Origin of the sequence: Oceanobacillus sp. CF4.6 (genome assembly GCF_051262635.1) — a bacterium.
In the GTDB taxonomy this organism is placed as follows: domain Bacteria; phylum Bacillota; class Bacilli; order Bacillales; family Amphibacillaceae; genus Oceanobacillus.
In genome coordinates this window covers 88668-113972 of sequence record NZ_JBIMEX010000013.1, presented here as the reverse complement: position 1 = coordinate 113972, position 25305 = coordinate 88668, and the positions used below count along the sequence as shown (strand labels likewise).

Annotated in this window: 28 protein-coding genes; 7 read left to right on the top strand and 21 right to left on the bottom strand. The window is 37.0% G+C overall.

What is annotated here, in order from left to right:
* Window positions 1-699: 699 nt before the first annotated feature.
* Window positions 700-1506 carry a pyridoxine/pyridoxal/pyridoxamine kinase gene (pdxK, locus tag ACHABU_RS17205; protein ID WP_435766192.1) on the top strand — a complete coding sequence of 269 codons (807 nt, stop codon included), beginning with the start codon at window positions 700-702 and terminating at the stop codon, window positions 1504-1506.
* A 79-nt stretch (window positions 1507-1585) separates the two neighbouring features.
* Here pdxK and ACHABU_RS17200 read toward each other — a convergent pair whose 3' ends face one another.
* The 5 genes from ACHABU_RS17200 to ACHABU_RS17180 form a co-directional block, all read right to left on the bottom strand.
* A complete protein-coding gene (locus ACHABU_RS17200) occupies window positions 1586-2998 on the bottom strand; it encodes a DHA2 family efflux MFS transporter permease subunit (RefSeq protein ID WP_435766191.1) in 1413 nt (470 codons plus the stop codon).
* Window positions 2999-3439: 441 nt separating this feature from the next.
* Window positions 3440-4165, bottom strand: a complete 726-nt coding sequence (locus ACHABU_RS17195; protein WP_435766190.1) for a hypothetical protein — start codon at window positions 4163-4165, stop codon at window positions 3440-3442.
* Between the two features lie 177 nt (window positions 4166-4342).
* The gene (locus ACHABU_RS17190; RefSeq protein WP_435766189.1) at window positions 4343-4894 is read right to left on the bottom strand and encodes an NADPH-dependent FMN reductase; all 552 of its coding nucleotides are present in this window, start codon (window positions 4892-4894) and stop codon (window positions 4343-4345) included.
* A gap of 156 nt (window positions 4895-5050) precedes the next feature.
* The gene (locus ACHABU_RS17185) at window positions 5051-5527 is read right to left on the bottom strand and encodes a GNAT family N-acetyltransferase (protein ID WP_435766188.1); all 477 of its coding nucleotides are present in this window, start codon (window positions 5525-5527) and stop codon (window positions 5051-5053) included.
* A gap of 439 nt (window positions 5528-5966) precedes the next feature.
* Window positions 5967-6866, bottom strand: a complete 900-nt coding sequence (locus tag ACHABU_RS17180) for a TetR/AcrR family transcriptional regulator (protein ID WP_435766187.1) — start codon at window positions 6864-6866, stop codon at window positions 5967-5969.
* A 160-nt stretch (window positions 6867-7026) separates the two neighbouring features.
* Between ACHABU_RS17180 and ACHABU_RS17175 the strand changes: the two genes are divergently transcribed.
* Window positions 7027-8562, top strand: a complete 1536-nt coding sequence (locus tag ACHABU_RS17175; RefSeq protein ID WP_435766186.1) for a DHA2 family efflux MFS transporter permease subunit — start codon at window positions 7027-7029, stop codon at window positions 8560-8562.
* Between the two features lie 209 nt (window positions 8563-8771).
* Here ACHABU_RS17175 and ACHABU_RS17170 read toward each other — a convergent pair whose 3' ends face one another.
* The 9 genes from ACHABU_RS17170 to ACHABU_RS17130 all read right to left on the bottom strand — a co-directional run bounded on the left by ACHABU_RS17170 (window position 8772) and on the right by ACHABU_RS17130 (window position 17157).
* Window positions 8772-10142, bottom strand: coding sequence for an alkaline phosphatase (locus tag ACHABU_RS17170; RefSeq protein WP_435766185.1), 1371 nt, complete (start codon window positions 10140-10142; stop codon window positions 8772-8774).
* 287 nt (window positions 10143-10429) lie between these two features.
* A complete protein-coding gene (locus ACHABU_RS17165; RefSeq protein WP_435766184.1) occupies window positions 10430-11464 on the bottom strand; it encodes a potassium channel family protein in 1035 nt (344 codons plus the stop codon).
* A gap of 69 nt (window positions 11465-11533) precedes the next feature.
* A complete protein-coding gene (locus ACHABU_RS17160; RefSeq protein WP_435766183.1) occupies window positions 11534-11728 on the bottom strand; it encodes a hypothetical protein in 195 nt (64 codons plus the stop codon).
* A 27-nt stretch (window positions 11729-11755) separates the two neighbouring features.
* The gene (locus ACHABU_RS17155; RefSeq protein WP_435766182.1) at window positions 11756-12256 is read right to left on the bottom strand and encodes an N-acetyltransferase family protein; all 501 of its coding nucleotides are present in this window, start codon (window positions 12254-12256) and stop codon (window positions 11756-11758) included.
* Window positions 12257-12523: 267 nt separating this feature from the next.
* Window positions 12524-13186, bottom strand: coding sequence for an SIMPL domain-containing protein (locus tag ACHABU_RS17150; RefSeq protein WP_435766181.1), 663 nt, complete (start codon window positions 13184-13186; stop codon window positions 12524-12526).
* A gap of 85 nt (window positions 13187-13271) precedes the next feature.
* The gene (locus ACHABU_RS17145; RefSeq protein WP_435766180.1) at window positions 13272-13826 is read right to left on the bottom strand and encodes an SLOG family protein; all 555 of its coding nucleotides are present in this window, start codon (window positions 13824-13826) and stop codon (window positions 13272-13274) included.
* Window positions 13827-13887: 61 nt separating this feature from the next.
* Window positions 13888-14430 (bottom strand): CotD family spore coat protein, encoded by a 543-nt coding sequence (locus ACHABU_RS17140; RefSeq protein WP_435766179.1) that lies wholly within the window; start codon window positions 14428-14430, stop codon window positions 13888-13890.
* Between the two features lie 461 nt (window positions 14431-14891).
* A complete protein-coding gene (locus ACHABU_RS17135; protein WP_435766178.1) occupies window positions 14892-15728 on the bottom strand; it encodes an NAD(P)-dependent oxidoreductase in 837 nt (278 codons plus the stop codon).
* Between the two features lie 109 nt (window positions 15729-15837).
* Window positions 15838-17157, bottom strand: coding sequence for a GntP family permease (locus ACHABU_RS17130; RefSeq protein WP_435766177.1), 1320 nt, complete (start codon window positions 17155-17157; stop codon window positions 15838-15840).
* Between the two features lie 418 nt (window positions 17158-17575).
* Between ACHABU_RS17130 and ACHABU_RS17125 the strand changes: the two genes are divergently transcribed.
* Entirely contained in the window at window positions 17576-18463 is an 888-nt protein-coding gene (locus ACHABU_RS17125; RefSeq protein ID WP_435766176.1) for a LysR family transcriptional regulator, read from the top strand.
* A 137-nt stretch (window positions 18464-18600) separates the two neighbouring features.
* On the opposite strand, the gene mscL is transcribed toward ACHABU_RS17125, so the two are convergent.
* Together mscL and ACHABU_RS17115 are read right to left on the bottom strand one after the other, a co-directional pair.
* Window positions 18601-18987, bottom strand: a complete 387-nt coding sequence (gene mscL, locus ACHABU_RS17120; protein WP_435766175.1) for a large conductance mechanosensitive channel protein MscL — start codon at window positions 18985-18987, stop codon at window positions 18601-18603.
* A 112-nt stretch (window positions 18988-19099) separates the two neighbouring features.
* A complete protein-coding gene (locus ACHABU_RS17115; protein WP_435766174.1) occupies window positions 19100-19252 on the bottom strand; it encodes a small acid-soluble spore protein P in 153 nt (50 codons plus the stop codon).
* A 385-nt stretch (window positions 19253-19637) separates the two neighbouring features.
* On the opposite strand from ACHABU_RS17115, the gene ACHABU_RS17110 reads away from it, so the two are divergent.
* Window positions 19638-19838 (top strand): cold-shock protein, encoded by a 201-nt coding sequence (locus tag ACHABU_RS17110; RefSeq protein WP_087973512.1) that lies wholly within the window; start codon window positions 19638-19640, stop codon window positions 19836-19838.
* A gap of 109 nt (window positions 19839-19947) precedes the next feature.
* On the opposite strand, the gene ACHABU_RS17105 is transcribed toward ACHABU_RS17110, so the two are convergent.
* From ACHABU_RS17105 to ACHABU_RS17095, 3 genes are all read right to left on the bottom strand, one after another.
* Window positions 19948-20877, bottom strand: a complete 930-nt coding sequence (locus ACHABU_RS17105; protein WP_435766173.1) for a manganese-dependent inorganic pyrophosphatase — start codon at window positions 20875-20877, stop codon at window positions 19948-19950.
* Window positions 20878-20953: 76 nt separating this feature from the next.
* Window positions 20954-21520, bottom strand: coding sequence for a hypothetical protein (locus tag ACHABU_RS17100; RefSeq protein WP_435766172.1), 567 nt, complete (start codon window positions 21518-21520; stop codon window positions 20954-20956).
* 94 nt (window positions 21521-21614) lie between these two features.
* On the bottom strand, window positions 21615-22166 hold the full coding sequence (locus ACHABU_RS17095) for a hypothetical protein (protein WP_435766171.1): 552 nt from the start codon (window positions 22164-22166) through the stop codon (window positions 21615-21617).
* Between the two features lie 119 nt (window positions 22167-22285).
* Here ACHABU_RS17095 and ACHABU_RS17090 point away from each other — a divergent pair, with 119 nt between their 5' ends.
* The 3 genes from ACHABU_RS17090 to ACHABU_RS17080 all read left to right on the top strand — a co-directional run bounded on the left by ACHABU_RS17090 (window position 22286) and on the right by ACHABU_RS17080 (window position 24096).
* Window positions 22286-22741 carry a DinB family protein gene (locus ACHABU_RS17090; RefSeq protein ID WP_435766170.1) on the top strand — a complete coding sequence of 152 codons (456 nt, stop codon included), beginning with the start codon at window positions 22286-22288 and terminating at the stop codon, window positions 22739-22741.
* A gap of 1 nt (window position 22742) precedes the next feature.
* The gene (locus ACHABU_RS17085; protein WP_435766169.1) at window positions 22743-23861 is read left to right on the top strand and encodes an NAD(P)/FAD-dependent oxidoreductase; all 1119 of its coding nucleotides are present in this window, start codon (window positions 22743-22745) and stop codon (window positions 23859-23861) included.
* A gap of 88 nt (window positions 23862-23949) precedes the next feature.
* Entirely contained in the window at window positions 23950-24096 is a 147-nt protein-coding gene (locus tag ACHABU_RS17080) for a hypothetical protein (RefSeq protein ID WP_435766168.1), read from the top strand.
* Window positions 24097-24111: 15 nt separating this feature from the next.
* Here ACHABU_RS17080 and ACHABU_RS17075 read toward each other — a convergent pair whose 3' ends face one another.
* Together ACHABU_RS17075 and ACHABU_RS17070 are read right to left on the bottom strand one after the other, a co-directional pair.
* Window positions 24112-24273 carry a hypothetical protein gene (locus ACHABU_RS17075; protein WP_435766167.1) on the bottom strand — a complete coding sequence of 54 codons (162 nt, stop codon included), beginning with the start codon at window positions 24271-24273 and terminating at the stop codon, window positions 24112-24114.
* Between the two features lie 203 nt (window positions 24274-24476).
* Window positions 24477-25115, bottom strand: coding sequence for a YczE/YyaS/YitT family protein (locus tag ACHABU_RS17070; RefSeq protein ID WP_435766166.1), 639 nt, complete (start codon window positions 25113-25115; stop codon window positions 24477-24479).
* Between the last annotated feature and the right edge of the window lie 190 nt (window positions 25116-25305).

Here is a 25305-nt window from a genome sequence, read left to right as displayed (position 1 = left end):
TTTTCGCGGGCGGCTGGTGAGCCCCTTCATGCTAACGCATTTCAGTGTGTCTCACCTATGCCTCTCTTCCCGTAGTCAACCATGTATCGCAAAATCAGCTATACACCACAGGGAATGAAAATTTTTTTATGTGTCTATACTAGTTCTTAATATAGTACGCCAGCTATATTTTATAAGAATTTTTAATTAGGCACTGTCTCTTTTTTTTTACAAATGAGCTGCGTCTACTTTATTATTGCCTTTTTTCCCTATTTCAGAGGTTTGTTTTCATGGTAGGAGTCTCCGTATATTTCCCAGAGCTAGTTAGAAGGTTGCTGATGATTACTACATTAACGGGGGGTATCTAAAATCGTCATACAGCCTTACCAGTCCGGGAGAGCGGCGGGCGGTGACTCCTGCGGGAACAGCACGTGTCCGAAGACCAGAAGAGTGGTTTTCTCTTCGGGGCTGAGGCCGTGCCCGCGGAAAGCATCCGCCCAGAGCGATCCCGGACGGCGAGATAGCAGTTACTTCGTAGTTTATCTCAACTCCGCAATGATTAAAAAACAATAAACATCATAAACAGCCTTATTTTCAACAGTGGAGTAAATGACGTAATAATTCAATACCTTTACATCTTCTTCTTAAACGATTATTCTTTTACTATTGAAGCGAAGTATAAGCAATTAGAGCGATGAGATATGCAAGGAGGAATTACCAATGACAATGAAAAAAACATTAACACTTGCCGGATCTGATTCGAGTGGTGGTGCGGGTATAGCAGCAGATCTTAAAACTTTTCAGGAATATGACGTCTACGGCATGACAGCCTTAACATCCATTGTAACAATGGATCCAAAGGGCTGGAGTCATCATGTGACTCCCATAGATGTTGATGTGGTTGAAAAACAGTTGGACACCATTTTATCTGTTGGCGTTGATGCAATGAAATCCGGAATGCTCGGTTCCGTGGATATCATTAAATTAGGGGCAAAGAAAATAGATGAATACAATATCGACAACTATGTACTGGATCCAGTAATGGTTTGTAAAGGCGATGATGAAGTACTGCAACCCGAAAACACGGATGCAATGCGCGATTATCTTTTGCCCCGATCATTAGTTACTACTCCAAACCTATTTGAGGCTGGACAATTAGCTCAGAATGGTCCACTTAAAACCATTGACGACATGAAAGAAGCTGCAGTTAAAATTCATGAACTTGGTGCTAAGAACGTAGTCATTAAGGGCGGAAAAGCTTTAGATCACGAAAAAGCTATCGATTTATTCTATGATGGACACGACTTCGAAATCTTGGAGAGAGATAAAATTGATACTACTTACAATCACGGAGCAGGTTGCACATTTGCAGCAGCAATTACAGCAAACTTAGCTCATGGCAAATCCGTTAAAGAATCGGTATTAGCAGCAAAAGATTTTGTTACAGCCGCAATCGCTAATGGTTGGAAATTGAATGAATATGTTGGACCAGTAATGCATGGAGCATATAATAAAGCAGCAAACTAAAGATTTTAATTAACCCCTCTATAGAAGCAGAGTACTCTGCTTCTATAGAGGGGTTTTTTATTTAAAAACGTATCTGTTTTTATCTTAAAGTAATTCTCTTACCCGTTTCTCTATCATTGAGGAAGAAACTAAGTATAAGCCCTACAATAGCTATTATCCCTGTGACAATAAATGATACATTCACGCCATGTATCATTCCTTGTATACCTTCTTCAGGAATTGCCGTTGTAGTCATTATCGTTATTGGCAATGCTGTTCCGATTGCACCGGAAACCTGACGTAATGTATTATTAACCGCTGTACCATGTGCCATTAATTCATTAGGCAGGACATTTAAACCTGCAGTAGTTACTGGCATCATCGCCATCGCTACACCCATCATTCTTAAGGCATGCACCAACGATATATAGATGAAGGACGTGTCCTTCGTCAGAAAAGCAAACATAAATGTTGTAATCACGATGAGACTTAATCCAACGATTGCCAAATACCTCGCTCCATATATATCAAACAGTTTTCCTGTTATCGGGTTCATAATCCCTTGTAACACTGCTCCTGTCAAAAGCGCAAGTCCGGACTCGAACGCAGAAAATCCTAACATGGTTTGCATATATAATGGCAGCACCACTGCTGCCCCAATCATCGCCATAAATGTAACCATACCTAAGACAGTTGAAATCGTAAATATCTTGTATTTAAACACTCTGAATTCAAGTATCGGTTGTTCCAGTTTGAACTGCCTTAAAACAAACCATAGGAGCGTCACTAAACCAACAATCATCGATATAATTACTTGTTGACTTGACCAACCTGCTGACCCAGCAATACTGAATCCATATAGTATTCCACCGAAGCCTAATGTAGATAAGATAATCGATAATACATCCAGTTTAGGGAATGTTCGCTTCGTTACATTTTTAAGTATAAAGTAAGCAATGATAATATCTATAATAGCTATTGGCAAAATCATGAAAAATAATGTTCGCCATGGAAAATTTTCTACAATATAGCCTGAAAGTGATGGGCCAATTGCTGGAGCAAAGGCTATTACTAAACCAAACATCCCCATCGCAGTTCCCCTTTTTTCAATAGGGAAAATCAACATTAAGATTGTCTGCATCAGGGGCATTATAATACCTGCACCCGCCGCCTGCAGAACTCTTCCTGATAATAAAATGGGGAAACTTGGCGCAATTGCACAGACTAATGTACCAATCGTAAATAACCCCATTGCTGTAAGAAACAAACTTCTAGTTGTAAATGTTCCAATCAAAAATGCAGTTACTGGTATCATAATTCCGTTTACTAGCATAAAAGCAGACTGCAGCCACTGGACGGTATTTGCATCCAAATTTAAATCATTCATAATATGTGGAAGCGCAGTTCCTAATAGTGTCTGGTTTAATATTGCTATAAAGGCCCCAGATATTAATACGATCATTATTGGCATTCTTTTTATTGGTTCTTCTGAATCTACACGATGATTTCCCATATTCATACCCTTCTTTCTAATCTCAGAAAAGAATTCCATATAAATAAAAATATTACGCTTCTAAAAGACTTAAATCAAGCAAAATCTTCCAATGTAATCGTTTCTTAAGATGAGAGCATTAAAGTATGTAATTAGTTTATTCCTCCATCCCTCTTTTTAAAAACAGAGGACTATTTTGGGCGGATCGCCTTCCAAATCACGACATAAGTTTACTTCTCATTATATGTGGCAATATTTCAGAGTATAGAACAACTTGGGGAGTGAACATATTGAAAAGGGGATTTTTAACCTTGTTAACTTTCTTTCTTCTGGCATAGGTGGCACCGAAAAAGAATATAAGCAGTAATCAGTCAGCTAGCCGATTTTATATAAAAACAGACCTTCTGTTCCATACGCAGAGGCCTGTTTTTTTCACCTATTTTATAAACAAAAATCTCTTTACTACTGTTCGTGCATCCCATCTTCAAACGGATAAATCTTCTGTTCCTTCGCTTCCTCGTAATGATTTGTAATTATTTCATCAAGAATTTCCTCTGAATCTTTATTATTCGTTTCCATTCCTAATTGTTCAGCAGATTTCATAACTTTCATTTCGCGAATTTCTTTCATTATGTCACGAGGGTTTTTTCCCTCGGTAGAAATGTCCCATTCTTCTGCTTTAGACTTTATATGTGTTTCCATGACTTCTTTCTTTAAATCCTTTATATCTTTCCCTTCTATTGGAATGCCTAAGTCTTCTGCCTTCTGTTTAATCATTGTTTCACGGAGTTCCTTAGCGATAGTCTTATCTTCTTTTCCTTCTGTTTCGATTCCCAATTCTTCTGCTTTATGAACGATTTTCGCATGATGAACTTCTTTTTCAAGTTCCTGTAAATCTTTACCTTCCGACGCAATTCCAAGCTTTATTGCAGCTTGTTTAATCACTTCTTCGTGCACTTCAGATGCTAAAGAATCCATCTCCTTGCCTTCTGTTTCAATCCCCAATTCCATCGCATGCAGTTTTAACAATGCATCACTTTCGAAGCGTCTCTCTTGAACGTCCCCGTTGTGAACTTCCTCCGAATTCCATCCTTGACTATCATGGAAATAAGCAGACACCAGGGAAGCCTGGGGCGAAAGAGAAAGCATGAGCACAGCTGCCATAAAAACAAATAAACTTTTTCTCATTTTAAAAACATCCTTCCTGTAGTAAAATACTTTTTTCACTCCTTAGCATCCCCGGAATGTATTAAAAAATGACTACGAGTTCTTTGATGCAAAAATCGCTTGAAAAGATAAGACAAAGACCGTCATTGTGGCATATGCCATAATGACGGTCTAAGGATATATACATTCATTTTAAAATTAGCTGTATACTTTAGCGTTTTCTGCCCAGTTAACAAAGTTAGTTACAACAGAATCAATAAATTCTACAGTTGATTCATCGTTTAAATTACCTTCTTCATCAAATTTTTCATGTACAGAACCGATGAATACTTCATTCCCTGGCAACGTTAGTGTTCCTACTCCAGGAGCATTTAATATTTGGCGAAGTTGCATCTGAGCTTTTACTGTTCCCAAAGACCCCATGGAAGCTCCGACAATCATAGCTGGTTTGCCTACCATTACGGTTTCCACTCGAGAGAACCAATCAATTGCATTCTTCAACATTCCAGAGATGGAAGCATTGTATTCAGGTGTAGCGAATAGAATACCATCACTTTCTTTGATTTTTCCTCTCAATTCTTTAACGATTGCTGGTGAATCCAATTCCTCATCCTGATTATAGAAAGGAAGTTGATTGATTGGCAAGATCTCGATGTCGACCTTTCCAGTGTATCTTTGTTTCATAAATCGAGTAAGTTTCATATTATAAGATTCTGAACGATTACTACCTACAAGTGCTACTATCTTCATTTTTTTATTCCTCCATTTTGTACTTTGATGATTGCAATACTTCTATTAATACCATAACTGAAAGCTTCACTTCAAGAAATGTGATTCGATTCACATAAAGATAGCGCTTACTTCTTTATATTCTCTTTCCTGACATAAATTAATGCGTAGCCGCAGTCAGGTGTTCCTTTTGATCATCGTTATAAAATCCGCTTCATGACTAGTGAACTCCATTTGTTTGACAAAACCAACTTTTTCATACAAAATAATTGCCCTTTGGTTAAATGTAGCTACTGTTAAGCGAATATCTTTTCCATTATGGTTTTCTTCTACAAAATGAAGAATATGCGAAAAAAATTCAAATCCTTTTCCCTTCCCTGTCAATTCAGGTTTCATTCCAAGTCCGATATCCACACAATCTTCATTGTAAACATGGAAAGAATCACCGGCAGGTACTTGAGCAGATCTTCCCGTACAGAAAAAGCCAATTAACTCATCACAGCCAGCAAGTACGGCATAGTATTTATTGCTCAATAATTCTAAGATTGCATTCGAAGTTAATATATTATTATAAAAGTCATATGGTTTTGTATACTTCCAGCACAAAGCATCGACAGCATAGTGCTGGTTCATCTTCTCAATTTGTAAAAGCATATCCATTCCCCATTTCTCTGTTGCTGTTACAAAATATAGCTATTTTACATTCTTATGTAAGTTTATTGTTTATCCATTGCTTTATTACATATTCTAGAATAATTGCGTTTCTCCTGCAATCGAAGGTTTATTAGAAAATTTGGCAAATCGGGCGAATGCCTTCGTTGTACTTATGCAAGTAAGAAAGTTTTATACTTTCTTACTTGTAAAACCAAAAAATGAAGCTGGTTTAGCCCAGCTTCATTCTTATTTATCTTCGAATGTTTTTTCCTTGCTTCCTTTTATTCAATAGCTTTCTGACAATCGGATAAACCAATGGCCCATACCTAATTAGCTTTCTTAATAAACGTCCCATTATTTCTCCTCCATTACAGCAGTACTTGATTATAGTTATATTCCCTTAAATGGGAAGTTTTTAAACAATAATTTTTCATTCCAGTCAACCTTCTCTAATCTTCTCAATCAATCTCCAGATCATGGATGAAATTCCTCTCACTTCATATTCATATTCCGTGGCTGTGGGGCTTTTTGATAACGACATCAATACACCTTCCAGCAAAAGAATTCTTGGCTTATTTCTACCCAGCTCTTCTTTTAAAAATTCAAGAAGATCCATTTTATCCGGATCCATTCTTCTTCCCCTTTCTATTTTGTTAATCAGCTTGCTCAATTGAATATTTGCCTGATTTTGGATGTCTGCTATATTTTCCCCTGAATCATTATTAAAAGCAGAGAAGGAACCCTTTTCGAAGATAACTTCACTTGATTCTTCTTGCGTGTTAATGATTGGTTTGATTCGGTTCAGCGCAAATGATATTACTTCTTCTGCTGTCAGATCTTTTTGTACCCACATCTTCCCTACGTAGAGAAAATGCTGGATAATCCCAAAGAAAATGATGGAATGATCCAGAGCATATCGCTCGGTTTCTGGACCGAAAATTTCTGTGAGCCGCTTTGCAACCCAATGTATTTCCGTTATATGATACTTAATCATAAAATTTTTTAAGTCTTCATCTTCCGTGAATGATACCGACGAAAAAAGGCCGATTAAATTATGCTTTTTATCGGTATTAAAACGTATAGCAATTTGGTCAATAAATAATTGCTCATTATCTTTTTTCTTACCAAACGCTATTTCCAATCTCTCCTGATCACTTTCTTGCCTAACATATTCCAGGATTGCCATTAAACATTCATTTTTAGAATTGAAATAATTATAAAAAGTTCCTTTCGCAATGTTGGCTTCATTTAAGATATCTTGTATGGAAGTTGTAGCAAATCCTTTTTCAATAAATAATTGATGTGCAGCATCGATGATTTTTTTCCTTTTTAGGTTCATAACTTCTCCTTATAGAACATTAGTCTACTTAAATTTTAGAATGAAAACATTAATATATCAATTATTTTCATAAAATCGTTTTACAATATTGATTTTCCTAGACTATCGGTATAATATTATAAAAGTGATTATATAGAAAAGAAAGTAGGGATCAACAATCATGGTGGAAACGAACTCGGTTCAAAAGAAACCGCCATATGGAATGATTGCAATTTTATTTATTGGGGCTTTTGTTGCAATCTTGAATGAAACATTATTAAATGTAGCTCTTCCATCCATTATGGTTGAATTTGATGTAAATGCAACAGCAGTTCAGTGGCTTTCTACTGGATATATGCTGATTAACGGGATTTTAATTCCGGCAAGTGCATTCTTTATACAGCGTTTTAAAAACAAAAGCTTGTTTATTACCGCGATGGGTCTATTTACGTTAGGTACGATCCTTGCAAGTATATCACCAACATTTGGTGTGCTCCTTTTCGCAAGAATGATTCAAGCTTCCGGCTCAGCAATTATGATGCCATTATTAATGAATGTCATGCTGACCGCTTTTCCGATTGAAAAAAGAGGGACAGCAATGGGAACATTCGGGCTTGTAATGATTGTTGCACCCGCAATCGGTCCGACCCTTTCCGGTTGGATTGTAGAACATTACAGTTGGAGAACACTCTTTGAGATAGTCATACCAATTGCGTTACTTACGCTTGTATTAGCAATATTTAAATTGAAGAATATAACTCCACAACGCGATATTAAACTGGATGTATTTTCCATCATTTTATCAAGTTTCGGGTTTGGTGGGCTTCTTTATGGCTTCAGTTCGGCTGGAGATAGAGGCTGGGACCACCCACTTGTTTATGGAACAATTATCATTGGGGTCATTTCTCTTGTCACATTAATTTTCCGTCAGTTGAAGATGGAAGATCCAATGCTTCAATTTCGAATTTTCAAGTACCCGATGTTCGCATTGTCATCTGCCATTTCTGTTGTTATTGCAATGGCAATGTTCTCAGGTATGATTCTAGTTCCCATTTATATCCAAACCGTTCGGGGAATATCTCCAATGGACTCGGGATTGCTAATGCTTCCCGGTGCATTGATTATGGGAATCATGTCTCCAATTACCGGAAGATTATTTGATAAATATGGTGCTAAAATCCTGGCAATTACCGGACTTACGATTATGATTGTCACAACCTATTTCTTCAGCCGTTTGGATATGCAGATTTCATATTTTAGTATTATGCTGTTATTCTCCATCCGCGCCTTAGGAATGTCCATGGTTATGATGCCGGTGATGACAAACGGCTTGAATCAGTTACCAATGAAAGATAATCCACATGGTACTGCGATGAATAATACATTGCAGCAGGTTTCAGGTGCAATTGGCGCGGCTCTTTTGATTACGGTGATGAATTCTCGTACGGGGGCAAGAGCAGAAGAACTCACTGCTTCTGCAATGGCTAGCATGGACTTAAACGTCACGATGTCTGACCAAGCAATGGCACAAATGCAGTCCCAAATAATGAATGAGGCAATGCTAAGTGGCATTAACTTATCATTTCTTGTTTCTACATTGATTATTGTTCTGGCACTTGTGTTGGCATTCTTCATTAAAAGAGTTGACACTTCTAGTGGAATTGTTAAGGAAGAACCTGTCGCAGATATAAAACAACCTGTAGTTCACAATAGTTAATTAAACATTGAAATCCCTTATGAAAAGCATTCTTTCATAAGGGATTTTAACTTTATTATACTTATTAGATTCGTCATCTGTAAGCACCAAGAGGTTTTAATTAAAGTATTGGGTCTATCTCTGAATAAGTATAAGTTTACTAACTTAGAAATAGAAAGGAGCTTGTCATTTTTGACAAGCTCCTCTAATTTATTATACTATAAATCGCCTTATTTCAACTTCATTGCCTCGGCGATTATTTTTGGTAAATCTGTATTGTCATAGAAGCCGACAAACGTATCTGCTTGTGGGCCATATGCATATACCGGAATATCTGCTCCCGTGTGGTTTGTGCTTGACCAACCAATAGTAGCACGATCACTGACGACTGTATTAATAGCAAAGGACGCATTATTTGCTTCCTGGATGTATTGTGTTTCTTCCTCTGTTAGGTCAAAACCAGTATAGGTATTCACTACTTCATTGACATTAGAGCGGTCTTCATTTAATTGTGCTGCCATATGGTCCCCTGTAGCTGTAACATTTTGTAGTAAAGCTGCATTCAGATCCATCTGTCCATTGGAGCCTGTCGTCATACCACCAGTATCATGGTCTCCTGCAACGACAACTAACGTATTACCATCTTCCTCGGCAAATTCAATCGCTTCCTCTACAGCTTCTTCAAATGCTGCAACATCACTCATAGCCCATGCTGCATCATTATCATGACCGGCCCAATCAATTTGACTTCCCTCGACAACAAGAAAGAATCCATCTTTATCTTCTTCAAGGACATCAATTGCACTTTCTGTCATTTCAGCAATGCTTGGTTCTTCTGTTTCACCACGGTGCAATTCTGGAGATAATGCATCCCCTGCAAAAAGACCGAGCAATTTCTCACCATTTTCAACATCAATGTCATTGACTGCTAGCAATGCATCACGAGTTTCAACAAATTCATAATCTTGCTCTGCTGCTTGTTCGATCAAATTAACCTCTTCTTGATTTCCGCCTTGTGATGCTGGTAAGAAATTATTTTTACCGCCACCAAGCATTACATCTACTTCGTTTGAAAGAAGCTGTCTAGCAATTTCGGTTTCATTATTACGACTTTCAACATGTGAAGCAAATGCTGCAGGTGTTGCATGTGAAATGGTTGAAGTAGCAACTAAACCAGAAGCTTTGCCTTCTTCTTGCGATGCTTCAAGAATCGTTTTGAGTTCATTGCCTTCTGTATCAAGACCGATCACACCATTATTCGTTTTCTCACCAGTCGCCATCGCAGTACCGGCAGCAGCAGAGTCTGTAATATCGGAATTAGCTGAATCTGTAGTAAACGCACCCTTCAAATGCTTATCCCAAATGGCCTCTTCTCCTTTATATACACGATAATTCGAGGCATAATCTGAACTGAATCCGTCTGGAATCATATAAATCACGTTTTCTACCTTTTGGTTTTCTTTCCCATTTCCATTATCTCCATTACCCTTCCCTGCCCAATCTGGTTTAGCAGCATCTACACTTCCAACGCTCAACCCAGAAAGGACCAGACCTGTACTTAAAGCAACAGCACCAATTTTACCAATCTTTTTCTTAACCATTCTAACCTCTCCTCTCAATTTCGAATCTATCATAAGCATAAATGATAGATATTGAAGGAGATTGAATAGACAGTAAATTAACTGTGAATTTTCCTCATGCGAAGTAACTACTACTTTCTGCACAGAAAAGGACAAAGGGAACTGGCAGTTCAAGGATGTTAGTTAGCCTGTAGATTTTGATATATTACCTGGAGCAATGTTATCTACAATTCAATCACTTGAAATCGAAGCACCTTCTTCTGGGGCTACTTTTTTCGCATCCGATCATTAATTATCATTCTTATCAATTAAGAAATATATTTTTTTATTTCTTCATATGTATTATTTTTACAAACAATTAATAAATTAGCGTCTTCATTAAGCTTTTCCTGTGATTTCGAAGAGATATTCAAATCGTTATCTACAGACAATAAGGTAGCTCCTTGTTTATATAGATCATTAAAAGCATCCAAATAAGTTGTCCAATCTTTATGAGGCTTAATCATAAACATATCTTCTCCATAATTTGATGAAGTGAGCTGTCTAAATACTTCACTGACACCTTTGTAAGAACCACTTTTAGCAATTAATCTGGCACTCGTATGATTCGGTGTAACGAATTCATCAATCCCACAATGGATGAAACTCGAAATATGTAGATCATTAATGATTTCAGCAATTGTATAAATTGGCGTACCTGTTTTTCTAGCATAGTCTTCTATCGCTGTTGCAATTAATAGTGTTTGACCGTCAGCGAAAGATGAATTAGGAATATTATCTGCTGAAAAAATCATGATGGAATCAGCTTTTGCGATATTTGCTTTGTTAAGAATAGTGATATCAGCTGGATCTCCGTTTACAAAATGAACTCTTTCACTGTCTAAAGGCGTTTTATCAATATCCTCAGCAACTAAAACAATATCTTTATCATCATGCATATGTAACAACTCAATTATTGTCTCCTTCGAACGTTTAGAATAATTGATAACTACGAAATGATTTTTCCCTTTATAGGTCAATTTCCCCTGCTCCTTTCTTTGCTTATATTCCACATAAACATCTATGATGTAACCGATAGCAACACCCATTAAACCAATCCCAAAAATATAAACGACAATCATAGCAAATAGTTGGCCACCGAATGTAACAGGTGAAACATCTCCATACCCAACTGTTGTCACCGTAGTCATTACCCACCATAAAGCACTAAAGTATGAAGGAAACGTTTCCGGTTCAATCAGTTGAATCATTCTGGTTGAAAATAAAATGAATGCTATTAAACCAATAAATATGGTTACTTTAGCATCCATTTTAATGGCTTTATTAATAATTCGGAAAAACATTTCTTTCCCTCCCCTTCTTCTTTCACATTATAACAGTTTTTATTGGCTCATAAAAATACAGGCGATTTTTTATGATTTATTCAGCTTTTTCAATTCCTTCATCGAATGAATCGCACCTATCAGTAAAAAAATCAAAACTGGGATCAGACCAACATAAAAGAAAGTTAAATTACTTGTAGTTACATACATAAGAAGAAAAAGGAAAGGAATAACAACAACAAAAAAAAGAGAGACCATTAACACTAACTTAGGATTACTTCTCATTTTATTCAACCTCCATTCTCTAATTACTCAGATTTCCATTCCTTCTTTTACTTTCAAAACCATCCTTACTGTCTTTAACATATGTCCATCAAAATTGTCTTCAAATTCGGATTTTACTTCAAAGCCTTTTGCATGGTAAAAAGTTGTACCGATTGTATTATTTTTCTCTACGTTCAAATGAATCTCACTCGCACCCAATCTTTCAATTCCCAACTGCAAAAGTGCTGTACCCATTCCATTGCCTTGATATTCGGGATATAAATAAATAGCTCCAAGCTCTACCGATCCATCTACAGAAACAGGAGAATAGTTAGCAAAACCAACAATCTTTCCGCCAACTTCTGAAACAAAAATAGTTGAGTGCTTTAACCGTCTTTTCATATTTACAACACTATATGCTGAATTCAGAAATTTATCCTGGATTTCCAGAGGAATAATACCTTCGTATGTTGAATGCCAACTCGTTTTCGCTACGTGTTGAACTTGGGAGATATCCCTTTTTTTCATTTTACGAATTAAATAATCCATCTTAACCATCCCTTTATAATTATTAATGAATTCTAATATTTTGTAACATTATATCATTGTTTTAATGGAAAATGGCTCTTACTTCTTATAATTTACATATAAAAAAGCATCGCTTCATTTGCAATACTTTTCTGTGATTATTTTTTAGTTTCTTTGTTTTTTCATCATGCCTTACACAAGGTACTATGGATACAAATCTCTGCTTAATACTAAGTTATTTATCGTAAAACATTAAGTCAGGGGAAATTAATACGTCCCCTGACTTATTTAATATTGAAATTTAACATCTACCTTTGCCATGATTATAATCTCTCCTGGTTCAATTGGAGTAGTAAGGCTGTCCACAGAAGCAACAAATGTTTGATAGGTGATTGGATCATCTGTTACTTCCTCCACAATTCTAATTGGTGTAGGATCCAGATTCAGTTGCATTGTTTGAGCAATCGTTTGAGCTTTTACACGGGCATCCTCGAGTGCAGATACAAGTGCTTCCTGATAAATACGTTGTCTGTCTTGAACCGTAAACTGGATATTTGAGACATGATTGACCCCATTCTCTACAGCAACATCAATGATTGTACCAGTTTGTTCAATCATGGAAACCTCAACCGTTATTTCATTTCTAACCTCATATCCCCTGAATACTTGCTGACCGTCTACATAATCATATCTTGGAAGGATATTGTAAGCAGTTGTTTGGATATTTTCCCGTGATATACCTAATGCAACAAGTGACTCTATGACCTGATTCATTGTTTGTGCATTCTCCTGCTGCGTCTGACGGAGTGATTCACCCTCCGTAACAACTCCAAGCTGAATTCTAGCAATATCCGGTTGAACGGATACAGTACCTTTACCAGTAACTGTTATCGTGCGGATTCGTTGTTGTGAATCAGGTTGCCGATAATGTGGGACATATGGATAATACATATTTTTACCGCCTTTCTTCATGCTTCTTTAAATAATATGCAAGCCTAGGCGAAAAAATTATATTTTGTTAGCATCAGGTCTTCTTTCATACCCAATAATCCGGATCTGCCATCTTTATTTCTTCGACTGCATCGTCCAAATCTGCCGGTGTAATAATAAATATAGGATAATCCTTATTCGTTGTTTTTGCTGCTTCATAAAGGAAACGGTTACTGCCAGGAAATTCATCATCCATAAGGAGAAGACAGCCATCACTTTTATCAACAAACCACTTATTTTTAGCTTTGAATTGGTAAGGACCTTTATAATCGCCTTGATAGAGTGGTTTGTAAAAATCAGCAACCATCTGAAGTTCTTCATATTTCTCCTTTAGGTTGTCCGGCCAACGGTTGTCCTGGTTTTCAAATGGTGGGAATACGCCGATTTTAATATCATAGGTTTCCTGTAGATCTAGGACAATATCTGCTGTCCACATCTCTACACCCATTTGTCCGGAAATGATTACCCATTCCATTCCCTCTTCGATAAAACCGATCAACCTTTTTTCAATCGCTGCTTTGATAAATGTAATACGAGGATCATTTTCTTTAAATATACTCAGTTCCATCGATTTATAACCAGATACAGTTAAAATTTTCATGTTTTTACCACCTTACGATAAAGAAAAGCCGGCAATTTATTTGCCAGCTCTTTTCTTTAAGTTAACACCATTTATTCGGTTTTTTCCAGTGATTAGGTCCTGCTCCGTATCCTGGTTGCATCGTTCCTGCTACGTGACTTGGATTATATCCTGGTTTCTTCCCATAACCTGGTTGCATTGCTCCTGCTACTTGATTTGGGCCATAACCTGGTTGCGTTGCTCCTGCTACTTGATTTGGACCATAACCTGGTTGCATTGCTCCTGCTACTTGACCTGGGCCATAACCTGGTTGCATTGCTCCTGCTACTTGACCTGGACCATATCCCGGTGACATTGCTCCCGCTACTTGAGCACCTGGTCCTGTAGCTGGTACATTAAACGATCCACCATACTGATCCACACTCTTCGTTACATTCTGTACAGATGTTGAATGCGGGTATACATGTTTATTTTTGACTGTATGATGATTCATAACTGTCGTATGTGAAGGATACACATGGTTAACTTCACTTTCCGAGTACTGGTTCACACAATTATGCTTTGTCGGATATACAATTGTTTTACAAGCATGACAGCGACAATGACGTCCATGACGTTGTCTCATAACTAATCCCCTTTCTGTTATAGGTTCACTTATAACCTATGTCAGTTGCCATGGGAATGTATGAGACAGGTACCTATTTTGCGAATAATTTCTAAGTAAACATCCTAATCTTGTGTAAGTAACCGTCTTTGTCAAAAGGAGAAAGTAAAAAATGCACCATCTGACATTAATTCCGTTACCTATTGCAAACATAAAAAAGAGAATTAAACTTGCTTTGATTTTAGGAGTAGTGTTGTTTATTGTTTTAATTATAATTGATTACTTCCAATATAATGAATTAACATTTTGGTAACTCCTATCAGCTTATTGAGCTAAAGGAGCAGTTAGGAGAAATAATTCAAAAAAAGCTTATTTTAGTAACTCTTAAGCTCAACAAATAAGGAAAGTATTCTGTTTTAACACAGAACACTTTCCTATTAGAGAGTTGGTATAATCAACCAAATAAGTGCTTTTATCAATTATTAGACTTTTGGTTTTTCTTTTCCCATAGAGTCAAATAATTGTGTAGATGATAAGGCATTGAATGGCATCGATACATTTTGTTTAATCCCTTGATTGTAAGAAGCGATTAAGTCTTTAAGTAGAACGGCCAAGGCAGTGTCTGCAGTCCATTCAGAAACAACATCGTTCCAATTTCTAACTACCCAACTATCACCAGTACTTACTTGTAATAGGTTTAATATTTCTTCTTGAGGTAAGTTATAATGATCCCCTAATTTAAGTCCTTCAGCCACTGCATTCATGTTAATACCTAGAACAAGGTTATTAACTAATTTTGCTACTTGGCTGTTGCCTGGTTCCTCGCCATAGTAGAATGTATTGGATCCGATTGCATCAAAGTAGTCCTTAAAAGATTCCACGATTGTCTGGGAACCGGATGTCATAATCGATAATGTTCCAGCTTGAGCACCTGAAGCACCACCGCTTACCGCAGCGCTAATTAAGCTCAAATCACTTTCTTCTTCGACTTTTTTGCCTAATTCATTCATTGTTTCAGGGTCAAGTGTACTCATGACAATAATTGTTTTATCTTTCGGCCCGGCAGATAATAGACCATTCTCACCAAAAGTAATGTCAACATTTTGAGCATAGTCACGAACCATGGAAATAATCGCATCGTCCGCTTGTTCAGCTACTTCTTTTAAGGTTTCTACCATGGTGAATCCTGCAGCTTCCGCCTTCTCGTAAACACCTTTAAAAGCATCATAACCGATTACTTCAAAACCAGCTTTCTTTAAATTAACAGCCATTGGGAAGCCCATTGTTCCTAATCCTACAAATCCAATTTTTTTACTCATGATAAATTCCTCCTATTTTGTGTTTAATTTATTACAAAAAGTACTTTAGAATAAAGTGCTTCATGTTACGTTCTAGTTGAATCATTCATAACACTTGCTACAGTTAAGCTTAAGCTATACCTAAGAGGGTCATGATAACGACAACAGCCATTGCGATCCAGTGGGTAACACTGATACTGATAAATCCTTTAGCGAAGGTGTCTTTCATCGTTAATCCCGTTAAATTATTAAATATAATCAAGAATCCAGAGTAAGGAACAATGGAAAGTGCTCCAGAACCGATGGTGATTGCACGGTGAACCGTTTCCGGATCTAATCCCATGTCCAAATAAATAGGGGCAAAATTCGCAACAGAAATACCAATCGCTCCAACAGCAGAAGCAGTAATACCGCCTATAAGGCCTGTACCAATCATTAATGAGAGTACGGGAGGTCCAGGAATGGATTGTATAGCTTGAAATACACCCTTAAACGCCGGAACACTTGTCGCAATGCTACCAAATGCAATTGTACTACCCGTTGTGATCGTTGATGATAACGATTCCGTTGCACCTTGATTTAATACCTCTCTTTGCTCTGCGATTTGTTTACGGAAAAGAATTGCACTCAATACAATCGCAACAATCAAAGCAACAATGATAATATTGTTTACCGAGCTAAATAGTAATATGATACCTAATAACACAAGGATAGGCAGTAAACTGATAATAAAGGATGGTAGCTTACGTTCTGAAATCACAGCACTACTTTCAACCTTCTCATCCACATTAAATGTCTCGTTCTTTTTCAAGCTTTTGTTCAACGATAATTTCATAAATACGAGTATAAAGACAATTGCTACGATAGAAGTGACGATTCCGATAAGCGGCGCAGCTGTTAATGTCGTTCCCAAAGCCGTTGAAGGCACAATATTGTGTAAGGAAGGTGCCCCAGGCAACATCGTCATCGTGAACGTTGACGTCCCACCAAACACCGGAATGACAACTAATTTCCACGAAATATTAAGTTTTCTAAAGAGCGGTTTAGCCATGGGAATTATTGCGAATATGACCACGAATACATTAATACCACCGTATGTAAGAATGGCAGAAATAATAAATAATGCTACTAATGCGTTGTACGGATTCTTGGTTCCTACTACCGACAATACTTTATCTGCAATGGAAATGGTTGCTCCACTTTTATCCATATATTTCGCAAGTATAGAACCCAATAAGAATATAGCGAAATTTGCTGCAATAAACCCAGCAAGTGCCGTCATATAAGAATTTTCTTGGCCAAATAAGGTCTCTAGTATAGGTACCCCGCTAAATAGCAATACGACAATCGTAGCTATCGGTGCAGCAACGATGATACTGAACTTTTTAATAATAAAGAGAATGATTGTTAATATACCTAACAATATCCCTACTATACCTAATATATCCATTCTGATTTTCCCCTTTATTCTCTTGGTGCTTTGCAATTTCACTTACTATCTTTAGTTTTAAAACAACTAGAGATCATGATCATTTATGAATCCTATTATTCCACCTCACATTCATCTACTTTATAAGTAGTAAATCGCCCAGCAAAATACTAATAATTATACGAACCTGAGTTGTTTGATCAAAAAACTCACCTATATAGTATAACTAGCCTTTAACTATAAGTAAAATGAATATAATTTATAAAAACTATTCCTTTTTTCTATAGTTCCTAAAGAGTTAGCTTCTCCTTTTACTGCGATCCGAAAGATGAGGGGTTGGGGTTATTCGAAGCCAGCCGGTGTACTATAGCTTAAATTATAGTTAAAATAGAATAATACATGATGTGTTCATGAAAGAACTCTTTAAGGAAGTGAAACAGTGGATACAAAGCAACTCTATTATTTTATACAAGTGGCAAAGCTAAAAAGCTTTACAGGAGCAGCAGAAGTCCTGCACTTATCTCAACCGACAATCAGTAAAACGGTAAGAAATCTAGAAAATGAGTTACACGTTGAACTTATTGATCGTTCGGCCAAGAAAATTGAGCTAACTGTTGCAGGAGAAATTGTATTTGAGGAAGGAAAAAAGATTTTAGGAATGCTTGATGACTTATCTTCCCTATCATTCGATATGATGAATTTGGAAAAAGGAAAGCTAAAAATAGGAATTCCCCCTCTCATTGGCTATTTGTTTTTCCCACAAATACTTAAAGGGTTTCGAGATTTATATCCCAATATTTCGATTCAATTAGCAGAAGATAATGTCATTAGAATGAAGCAAGCTGTTCATGAGGAAGTACTCGATTTGGGTATCGCTGCATTACCTGTTGAGGATGAATTTGATGTTATCCCTTTTGTTGAGGAGGAGTTTATGTTGTTTGTTCATTCATCCCATCCACTCGCAGCTAGGAAGAGTGTTTCTTTAATTGAGTTAAAAGATGAATCCTTTGTGCTTTTTCAAGATAATTCTACTCTTTACCAGCAATTTGTGCAGGAATGTATCAAAGCAGGATTTCAACCTAAAGTTTCGTATCAAAGTGTCTACTGGGATTTTATTGCAGGGATGGTGGGACAGAATCTTGGCATCTCGATTTTCCCACAATCGGTTGCAAAGAAAGTAGATCAACATCTCATTAAAACCATTCCTATCGTTAATCCCCCTATCATCTGGAAGTTGGGAATTATTTTAAAGAAAAATAAGTATGTTTCATATGCAGCTAGAGAAATGGTGTCCTATATTCGTTCCTCAATAAAACAAGACCGATAGCGTTTGGCATTAGTTATAGAAGATAACATGAAAACAGCCTCGTTCCTTATGAGCGAGGCTGTTTTATTTAGGATAACAAATTGCACCGCTTTTTCGGAGGTAACGGAACCCATTAATATGCCACGCAGCTTGTTTGCTTAATTCATTTTGTTTTTCTCTTTTAATAAATCTCTGATCTCTATCAGCAATTGTTCCTGGGCATCCAACTCTTCCACCACTTCTTCAACTGCTTCTTCTTTGCGTTTAAACTTACTTAGAAAACGAATTGCCATAAAAATTGCAAATGCAATAATTAGAAAATCAATAAGTGACTGAATAAAATTACCATATAAGACCTCTGCATTTCCTACTTGGATACTCAATTTGGTAAAATCAATACCACCTGCGATCATTCCTATTAATGGTGTGATGATGTTTTCTACAAACGATGTCACAATTGCACCAAATGCTGCACCAATTACAACAGCTACAGCTAAATCGACGATATTTCCTTTAAAAGCAAATTCTTTAAAATCATTCCACATTAACGTCATCTCCTCGCCATCAAGTATACCAAATGATATACGTTGGAGGTGAATTAATAAAAGGAGCAATAACCACAAGTGATTGTGCTCCTCCTGATAAATTAGATGAAACCTACATATCGTGATGCGGATTGTGATTTTGTCGTGAATGGTTCGCATTTTTCACTTTCTTTGAACCACTTAATGGTTCTCCATAGGATTGTGCTGGGCTTTTGGGTAAATTCACCTTTTGCTGCTGTTTTGGTCCTTTTGGTTTTCCTGACATACCGAATCCCTCCCTTCCATCTACTTAGTGTTTTCAATTTGGAAGACAAATTATTCATGATCCGGTATCCTGAATTGAAACGATTAACACATAAAATACGTTTAAAAGTGTGATTTCGTAATTCACCTGTCCTTATTTATAAATTTTTTGATAGCTAAAAATATTGATATAACAAGGTTTAAAAGTATAACAAAGGTTGTTTTGAAATTTTTTTTAAAAAAGGTGGATATTTTTTGATTGTATATGTTATACTATAATTAATTATTGATGTTCGTTAGAAATACAGGATACGAAAGTAGTAACTCTAATAGTGATTTCGTCTTGATTTGTAATCTTGAACAAAAATAGTAATAAAAAGTGCCAAATGCACATGGAGGTTTTTTCTATGAATACAGGTTCAGTAAAATGGTTTAACGCAGACAAAGGTTTCGGTTTCATCGAGGTTGAAGGTGGAGATGACGTATTCGTTCATTTCTCAGCAATCCAAGGCGAAGGTTTCAAAACTTTAGAAGAAGGTCAACAAGTAACTTTCGATATCGAAGAAGGTAACCGTGGACCACAAGCTACTAACGTTAACAAAGCGTAAGTCAAGCTTACTATAGAAAAGGACTTCCCAGAAGGGAAGTCCTTTTTACTTCGTTTATTTTTTATTTAAAAAAGCGTTCCTGCTATTTGCAGGAACGCTTTTCTTTTACCTATTTTAAAAATTCATCCGTAAGAACTGTTACGATTTGTTTTTTACGGGATACTACCCCTTTGAGAAGTGCTCTATTGTTACTGTCCAGTGTTACTCCAAAACCTGATTCCACTTTTCCTGTACCTTTACCAACTGCTAAAACTTCTGAATCATTATTTAAGATATCTGTTGCAACGAATAAAAACAGATCCAATCCATTTGCTGATACTCTTTCGGAAATTTCATTAACAAGTTCATTCTGCTGCTTATAAATTTCACTCGTATCAACCGCATTTACTTGTGCGATTTCGACTTTCGCATTTCCCATAGAAAATTCTTTCGCATCCATGGTAATTAAGTCCGTCACTGTTTTATCACTAAGATCTGCACCTGCCTGAAGCAATTTTAAGCCATATGTCTCCAGATTCACTTCTGCAATTTCTGCAAGCTCATGTGCCGCATCCACATCTTCGTCCGTACACGTTGGGGATTTCAATAATAATGAATCGGAGATAATTGCTGATAGTAGAAGACCTGCAATTTCTTTAGAAACAGCAATCCCCTTCTCTTTATACATTTTATTTATAATCGTAGCTGTACAACCAACTGGCTCTGCCCGGAAATAAAGTGGTTCTCTTGTTTCAAAGTTCGAGATCCGATGATGGTCAATAACTTCAATAATACGTGCATTCACAATATTTTCAGCACTTTGCTGAAACTCATTATGATCCACCAAAATAACATCTGCACCATCTTCAACTTTTTCAATTAACTTGGGAGAATCCACACTAAAATGGTCTAAAGCATATTGCGTTTCTTTACTAACGTTTCCCAATCGTGCAGGTTCTGCCTCTGTACCTGTCTTCGTTTTTAAATCTGCGTATGCCAATGCCGAACAGATTGTGTCTGTATCGGGATTCTTATGTCCAAAAATCAACGTTTTAACCATGTTCATTCTCCTCCTCTATGTATTATTTCTATTTATAGATTACCATACTTTTCTCCTGATGGAGTATCATTTTAACTTATTCAATATTCTTTAAGCTTTCCGTAACTTTCCACATTCTATCATAAGAAGTATAGTCATTCAATGCGATATCCAGGTCATGAAAATACCTGTGTAAATTCCGTACATCCTTAGAATTCTCCTCTTCAAGCGTGCTTTGTGCCAGTGATCGGATGGATTCCAAGTCAGCAAGTAACCGTTCATCTGTAATCTCCGGTGTCAGTTCCTCTATCGAATTGATAACCTGTTGCGATTGGTCTTTTTGTTCTTCCCAATCCAAATTATTAATTCCACCATAACCGGTTGTCTTGTTATAGAATTCATGCGTAGTTGATACAAACTGTCCTACTTTGGTATTTTCCTGTCCTACGGTAGAACGCACCTTCTCTAATTCCTCTTTTCCCTTATCTGTAATATCATTTTCATCGATCGCATCTGACGTATCCTCACCATCAAATACCGTTTCTAAATCTAGTTGAAACACATTAAAAAAGAATAAGCCCGAAGCAATAATGGTGACGGTAACCACACTAACCATTGTCCATCCAAACCATCCCATTTTCGATTTTCGCTTTTCTTTATCCAAAAAGACAACTCCTTATGTATTGTTTTAATAATCGTAGCATACCAAACTTTATATACAAACTTATGTACACCCTTCTACTACATGAGTTGTATTTTTATTTTTCATCGAGAAAAGAAAGTAGTTGTTTTTTTATTACTGGATCATGAACCTCTCTAGCGCCCACATCATTAATATCAACTATTTTTTGAAAGGATTTTAATGGTCCATTAAAATCCTGTAATGTGACGATACAGTAACCTTTCTTATGAGACGGGATTATTTCCAAAATTGCTTTATCCGAATATAGTTCATGAATCTTTACTTTTTCGGATTCAGTCAATGTCCAGTTATCTATGTGCGGTTCTTCTCTTCCCTTTTCAAGGATTACTGGTTGAAAATCTTCTGAAGCCATACGAACGGTACTAAAATTATAATTCAATGTATTTAGAAGGCGAATGACTTCCGATAAGGCGATTATGGTTACTCCACTAATCAGGTGTTGAATAAACGACATGAGAAAATAGCGCCATTCAAATTCCATCCGCTCTATTCCGTTATGATCATATTGCATCATTTGGGCATTTAATATTGCTTGAATAAATCCTAAAACAATAACCGCAATTCCAAAATAGAATAAGATTCTCCCGAGTATATTTTTCTGTTTCACGATGTATTCCCTCCTCTCTTTACTATTCTATATTCGCTTCATTTTTTCCTTCATCTACTTCTAATTACTGTTAAAATGACTTCATATCCATTATAATCAATACTACTGGAGGGATTTACATGTCAAGAAAACTATTTAATTTAACAAGAACTTCCTTAATTACATTTGTAAAAGAGTTGGATGAGGAAACTGTCGATATTACGTCCACCTATTTCAATAATACCATTCGCTGGCATATTGGACATGTCCTTGCAACGAATGAAAAATTTTTATTTATGTATCCAAAAAAATCAACCAACATTCCAGCAGACTATGCTGACCTTTTTGGTTCAGGTACGAAACCTGCTGATTGGACTACAGAGCCACCACAGCTTGACGTACTTATAAGTGCGTTGGAAGAACAACAGAATCGCATCAATGAATTTAGTGATTTATTCTGGAAATCAAATGTGTCCTTTAAAGTACCGTTCGGAAGTATCGAAACGCATCGAGATCTTTTAATCATGCTTGCATACCATGAAGCAGAACATCTTGGGAAAATGAAGGCGATGCAGCAAGTGGTGAAAAGTCAGTAATATGAATAAGAAATATATTATCATCGGTGCTGGCATATTGGGTGCAAGCACCGCCTACCACCTCTCTAAAAAAGGCGCAGAAGTCCTGATTATTGATCGTAAAGAAGAAGGACAGGCAACGGATGCTGCTGCAGGTATTGTTTGTCCATGGTTGTCACAACGCAGAAATAAGGCATGGTATCGATTAGCTAGAAACGGTGCACGAATATACCATGAATTGATAGAGGACTTGGCAAAAGTAGGCGAGACAGATACTGGATACTCCCGTGTAGGGGCGATCAGCATACATACCGATGAGTTTAAGCTTATAGCCATGCGGGATCGTGCTATAAAACGGCGGGAGGATGCGCCTGAAATTGGCGAGGTCATCCTACAGAACACGGCACAAACGAAATCCATGTTTCCCCTTTTATCTGACGAATATCGTTCTTTATATGTTAGTGGCGCTGCCAGAGTGGATGGACGTAAATTGCGAAACGCACTACTTCGCGCAGCCAAAAAACGTGGAGCTCAAGTAATCGAGGGAGATGCCACTCTCTTATATGAAGAAACGAACATTACCGGTGTAACAGTTCAAGATAAAGAGTACCATGCAGACGGTGTAATTGCTGCTACTGGTGCATGGATGAATGAGCTTATGCAGCCATTGGGAATAGCGTTTGATGTCACACCCCAGCGGGCACAAATCATGCATTTGCAAATTCCAGACATGGATACGTCGCAGTGGCCAGTTGTTATGCCGCCAGCTGACCAATATATGCTTGCATTTGATAACAATCGAATTGTAATTGGAGCAACACATGAAAATGATGTAGGTTTTGATTACCGGGTTACTGCAGGAGGCTTACATGAAGTATTATCGAAAGCAATCGCGGTCGCTCCTGGTTTAAGTAATAGTACGGTGTTGGAAACAAGGGTGGGATTCCGTCCATTTACACCAGGATTTTTGCCTGTAATAGGGCGTCTCCCCGGCTATAATGGTTTGCTGCTCGCCAATGGGCTTGGCTCATCTGGGTTAACCATGGGACCTTACATTGGTTTGCAATTAGCGAAACTTGCAGTTGGAGAAGCGCTTGATCTTGATCTAGACGATTATGATGTTGCAGGTGCAGTAAAATAGGATGAACATGAAGTTCATTCTATTTTCATTTACAGTTTCATATGTTTTTTGATAATCTATTTGTAGGAAATGAAAGAGGTGGATAGACTTGAATGGCAAGGCAGTTATTCTAATAATTATCATCGGTACGCTGGTGGCACTTTTATTAACCTGGTTCTGGATGCAGAATGTCATTGAAGATTATGATGTCGACCGTAAAGCACTAACAGACAGGATCGAATATCTTATTTCATGATGAAAACCGGGGAGTTTAATTATTCCTTGGCTTTTTTTCATAACGTAAAACGCCATTTTTCATAAACTGTTTTCGCAAAAATACAATTCTTACTTTGTCTGTTGCAATACGATGAAGAATATCCTCCGCTTCATTCCTTTTACTTTCTACTGATCTGTTTTCTGACACTAATTTCATCGTTCGTCACTCCCAAATAATTTTATTAATAAGCATTCTAGCATACTAACAAAATTACTGCAGAAGACAAAAATCAATAATAGCTATTAAAACAACCTGAAAAATAGAATTTTCCCCATAGTAAAATTATCTTTTCCACTAAAAATACTGCTTTATTTTGTATTTTTGGGTAAAAAAAATAGACAAGCAATGCCTGTCTATTTTCATGCGCCACGTTCGCTCGTTCGCTTATTCGTATAATCCTTTCGAAGCACATACTTGCCAAATCTCAAATATGTAAATTGAAAGATCGGACTTTGTATGAAAGTGAAAATGAATGTAAAGACGAATACCGGCCCACCAATAAGTAGACCAAGAAGAAGGACAAGACTCTCTGTAATAATCCGTACCCTTCCAACAGGCGCACCTAATTTATCAGCGAGCGAAAGCATAAATCCATCCCTTGGCCCTGACCCAACTCCAGCAGCATTATACATGCCCCCACCAAAGCCCATAACAATAATTCCTAGAATCATTAAAGGAATATCCACCCATGAATTGGTCGCAACCGGAAGAAAATCCAGCCACATATAGAAATCCACAAATGCTCCGACCATAAGTGCATTAGCAAATGTACCTATTTTAATATATCTTTTATCGAAAAACCACGAAACGATAATTAACAAGAACGAAATAATAATATTCCAGGATCCAATGGATAAACCAAATTTCTCAAAAAATGCGACATTCAAAACATCCCACGGGTGAATCCCTAAATGCTGCATATTTATCGTCATCGTAATACCCATACTGAAGATCATGATACCTACCATATAAAAAGACCAGCGAAACTTATAATTCAATCGTAACAACCTCTTTCTCGATATTCGTAACCAACTTGGCCAAAGCCTAGTTGGTTGATTTCCCGCCAATAATTGACACTATCTTTCGTTTTATTGCTACTGATAATTATAACATAGGCAACTGATTGCGGGGTCCACTGGGGGGCCACGGGGACAGGTTCATCGGTCCAGTAATTGAATTAAAAACTAT

Excerpts from the sequence above, each read along its gene's own strand:
- ACHABU_RS17130 (WP_435766177.1), bottom strand. The coding sequence starts at position 17,157 with ATGGATATATTAGGTATAGTAGGGATATTGTTAGGTATATTAACAATC.
- mscL (WP_435766175.1), bottom strand. The coding sequence starts at position 18,987 with ATGTGGAATGATTTTAAAGAATTTGCTTTTAAAGGAAATATCGTCGAT.
- ACHABU_RS17135 (WP_435766178.1), bottom strand. The coding sequence starts at position 15,728 with ATGAGTAAAAAAATTGGATTTGTAGGATTAGGAACAATGGGCTTCCCA.
- ACHABU_RS17165 (WP_435766184.1), bottom strand. The coding sequence starts at position 11,464 with ATGTTTTTCCGAATTATTAATAAAGCCATTAAAATGGATGCTAAAGTA.
- ACHABU_RS17185 (WP_435766188.1), bottom strand. The coding sequence starts at position 5,527 with ATGCTTTTACAAATTGAGAAGATGAACCAGCACTATGCTGTCGATGCT.
- ACHABU_RS17140 (WP_435766179.1), bottom strand. The coding sequence starts at position 14,430 with ATGAGACAACGTCATGGACGTCATTGTCGCTGTCATGCTTGTAAAACA.
- ACHABU_RS17195 (WP_435766190.1), bottom strand. The coding sequence starts at position 4,165 with ATGAGAAAAAGTTTATTTGTTTTTATGGCAGCTGTGCTCATGCTTTCT.
- ACHABU_RS17105 (WP_435766173.1), bottom strand. The coding sequence starts at position 20,877 with ATGGTTAAAACGTTGATTTTTGGACATAAGAATCCCGATACAGACACA.
- ACHABU_RS17145 (WP_435766180.1), bottom strand. The coding sequence starts at position 13,826 with ATGAAAATTTTAACTGTATCTGGTTATAAATCGATGGAACTGAGTATA.
- ACHABU_RS17155 (WP_435766182.1), bottom strand. The coding sequence starts at position 12,256 with ATGGATTATTTAATTCGTAAAATGAAAAAAAGGGATATCTCCCAAGTT.
- ACHABU_RS17170 (WP_435766185.1), bottom strand. The coding sequence starts at position 10,142 with ATGGTTAAGAAAAAGATTGGTAAAATTGGTGCTGTTGCTTTAAGTACA.
- ACHABU_RS17085 (WP_435766169.1), top strand. The coding sequence starts at position 22,743 with ATGAATAAGAAATATATTATCATCGGTGCTGGCATATTGGGTGCAAGC.
- pdxK (WP_435766192.1), top strand. The coding sequence starts at position 700 with ATGACAATGAAAAAAACATTAACACTTGCCGGATCTGATTCGAGTGGT.
- ACHABU_RS17190 (WP_435766189.1), bottom strand. The coding sequence starts at position 4,894 with ATGAAGATAGTAGCACTTGTAGGTAGTAATCGTTCAGAATCTTATAAT.
- ACHABU_RS17115 (WP_435766174.1), bottom strand. The coding sequence starts at position 19,252 with ATGTCAGGAAAACCAAAAGGACCAAAACAGCAGCAAAAGGTGAATTTA.
- ACHABU_RS17180 (WP_435766187.1), bottom strand. The coding sequence starts at position 6,866 with ATGAACCTAAAAAGGAAAAAAATCATCGATGCTGCACATCAATTATTT.
- ACHABU_RS17075 (WP_435766167.1), bottom strand. The coding sequence starts at position 24,273 with ATGAAATTAGTGTCAGAAAACAGATCAGTAGAAAGTAAAAGGAATGAA.
- ACHABU_RS17160 (WP_435766183.1), bottom strand. The coding sequence starts at position 11,728 with ATGAGAAGTAATCCTAAGTTAGTGTTAATGGTCTCTCTTTTTTTTGTT.
- ACHABU_RS17150 (WP_435766181.1), bottom strand. The coding sequence starts at position 13,186 with ATGTATTATCCATATGTCCCACATTATCGGCAACCTGATTCACAACAA.
- ACHABU_RS17175 (WP_435766186.1), top strand. The coding sequence starts at position 7,027 with ATGGTGGAAACGAACTCGGTTCAAAAGAAACCGCCATATGGAATGATT.
- ACHABU_RS17090 (WP_435766170.1), top strand. The coding sequence starts at position 22,286 with ATGTCAAGAAAACTATTTAATTTAACAAGAACTTCCTTAATTACATTT.
- ACHABU_RS17110 (WP_087973512.1), top strand. The coding sequence starts at position 19,638 with ATGAATACAGGTTCAGTAAAATGGTTTAACGCAGACAAAGGTTTCGGT.
- ACHABU_RS17200 (WP_435766191.1), bottom strand. The coding sequence starts at position 2,998 with ATGGGAAATCATCGTGTAGATTCAGAAGAACCAATAAAAAGAATGCCA.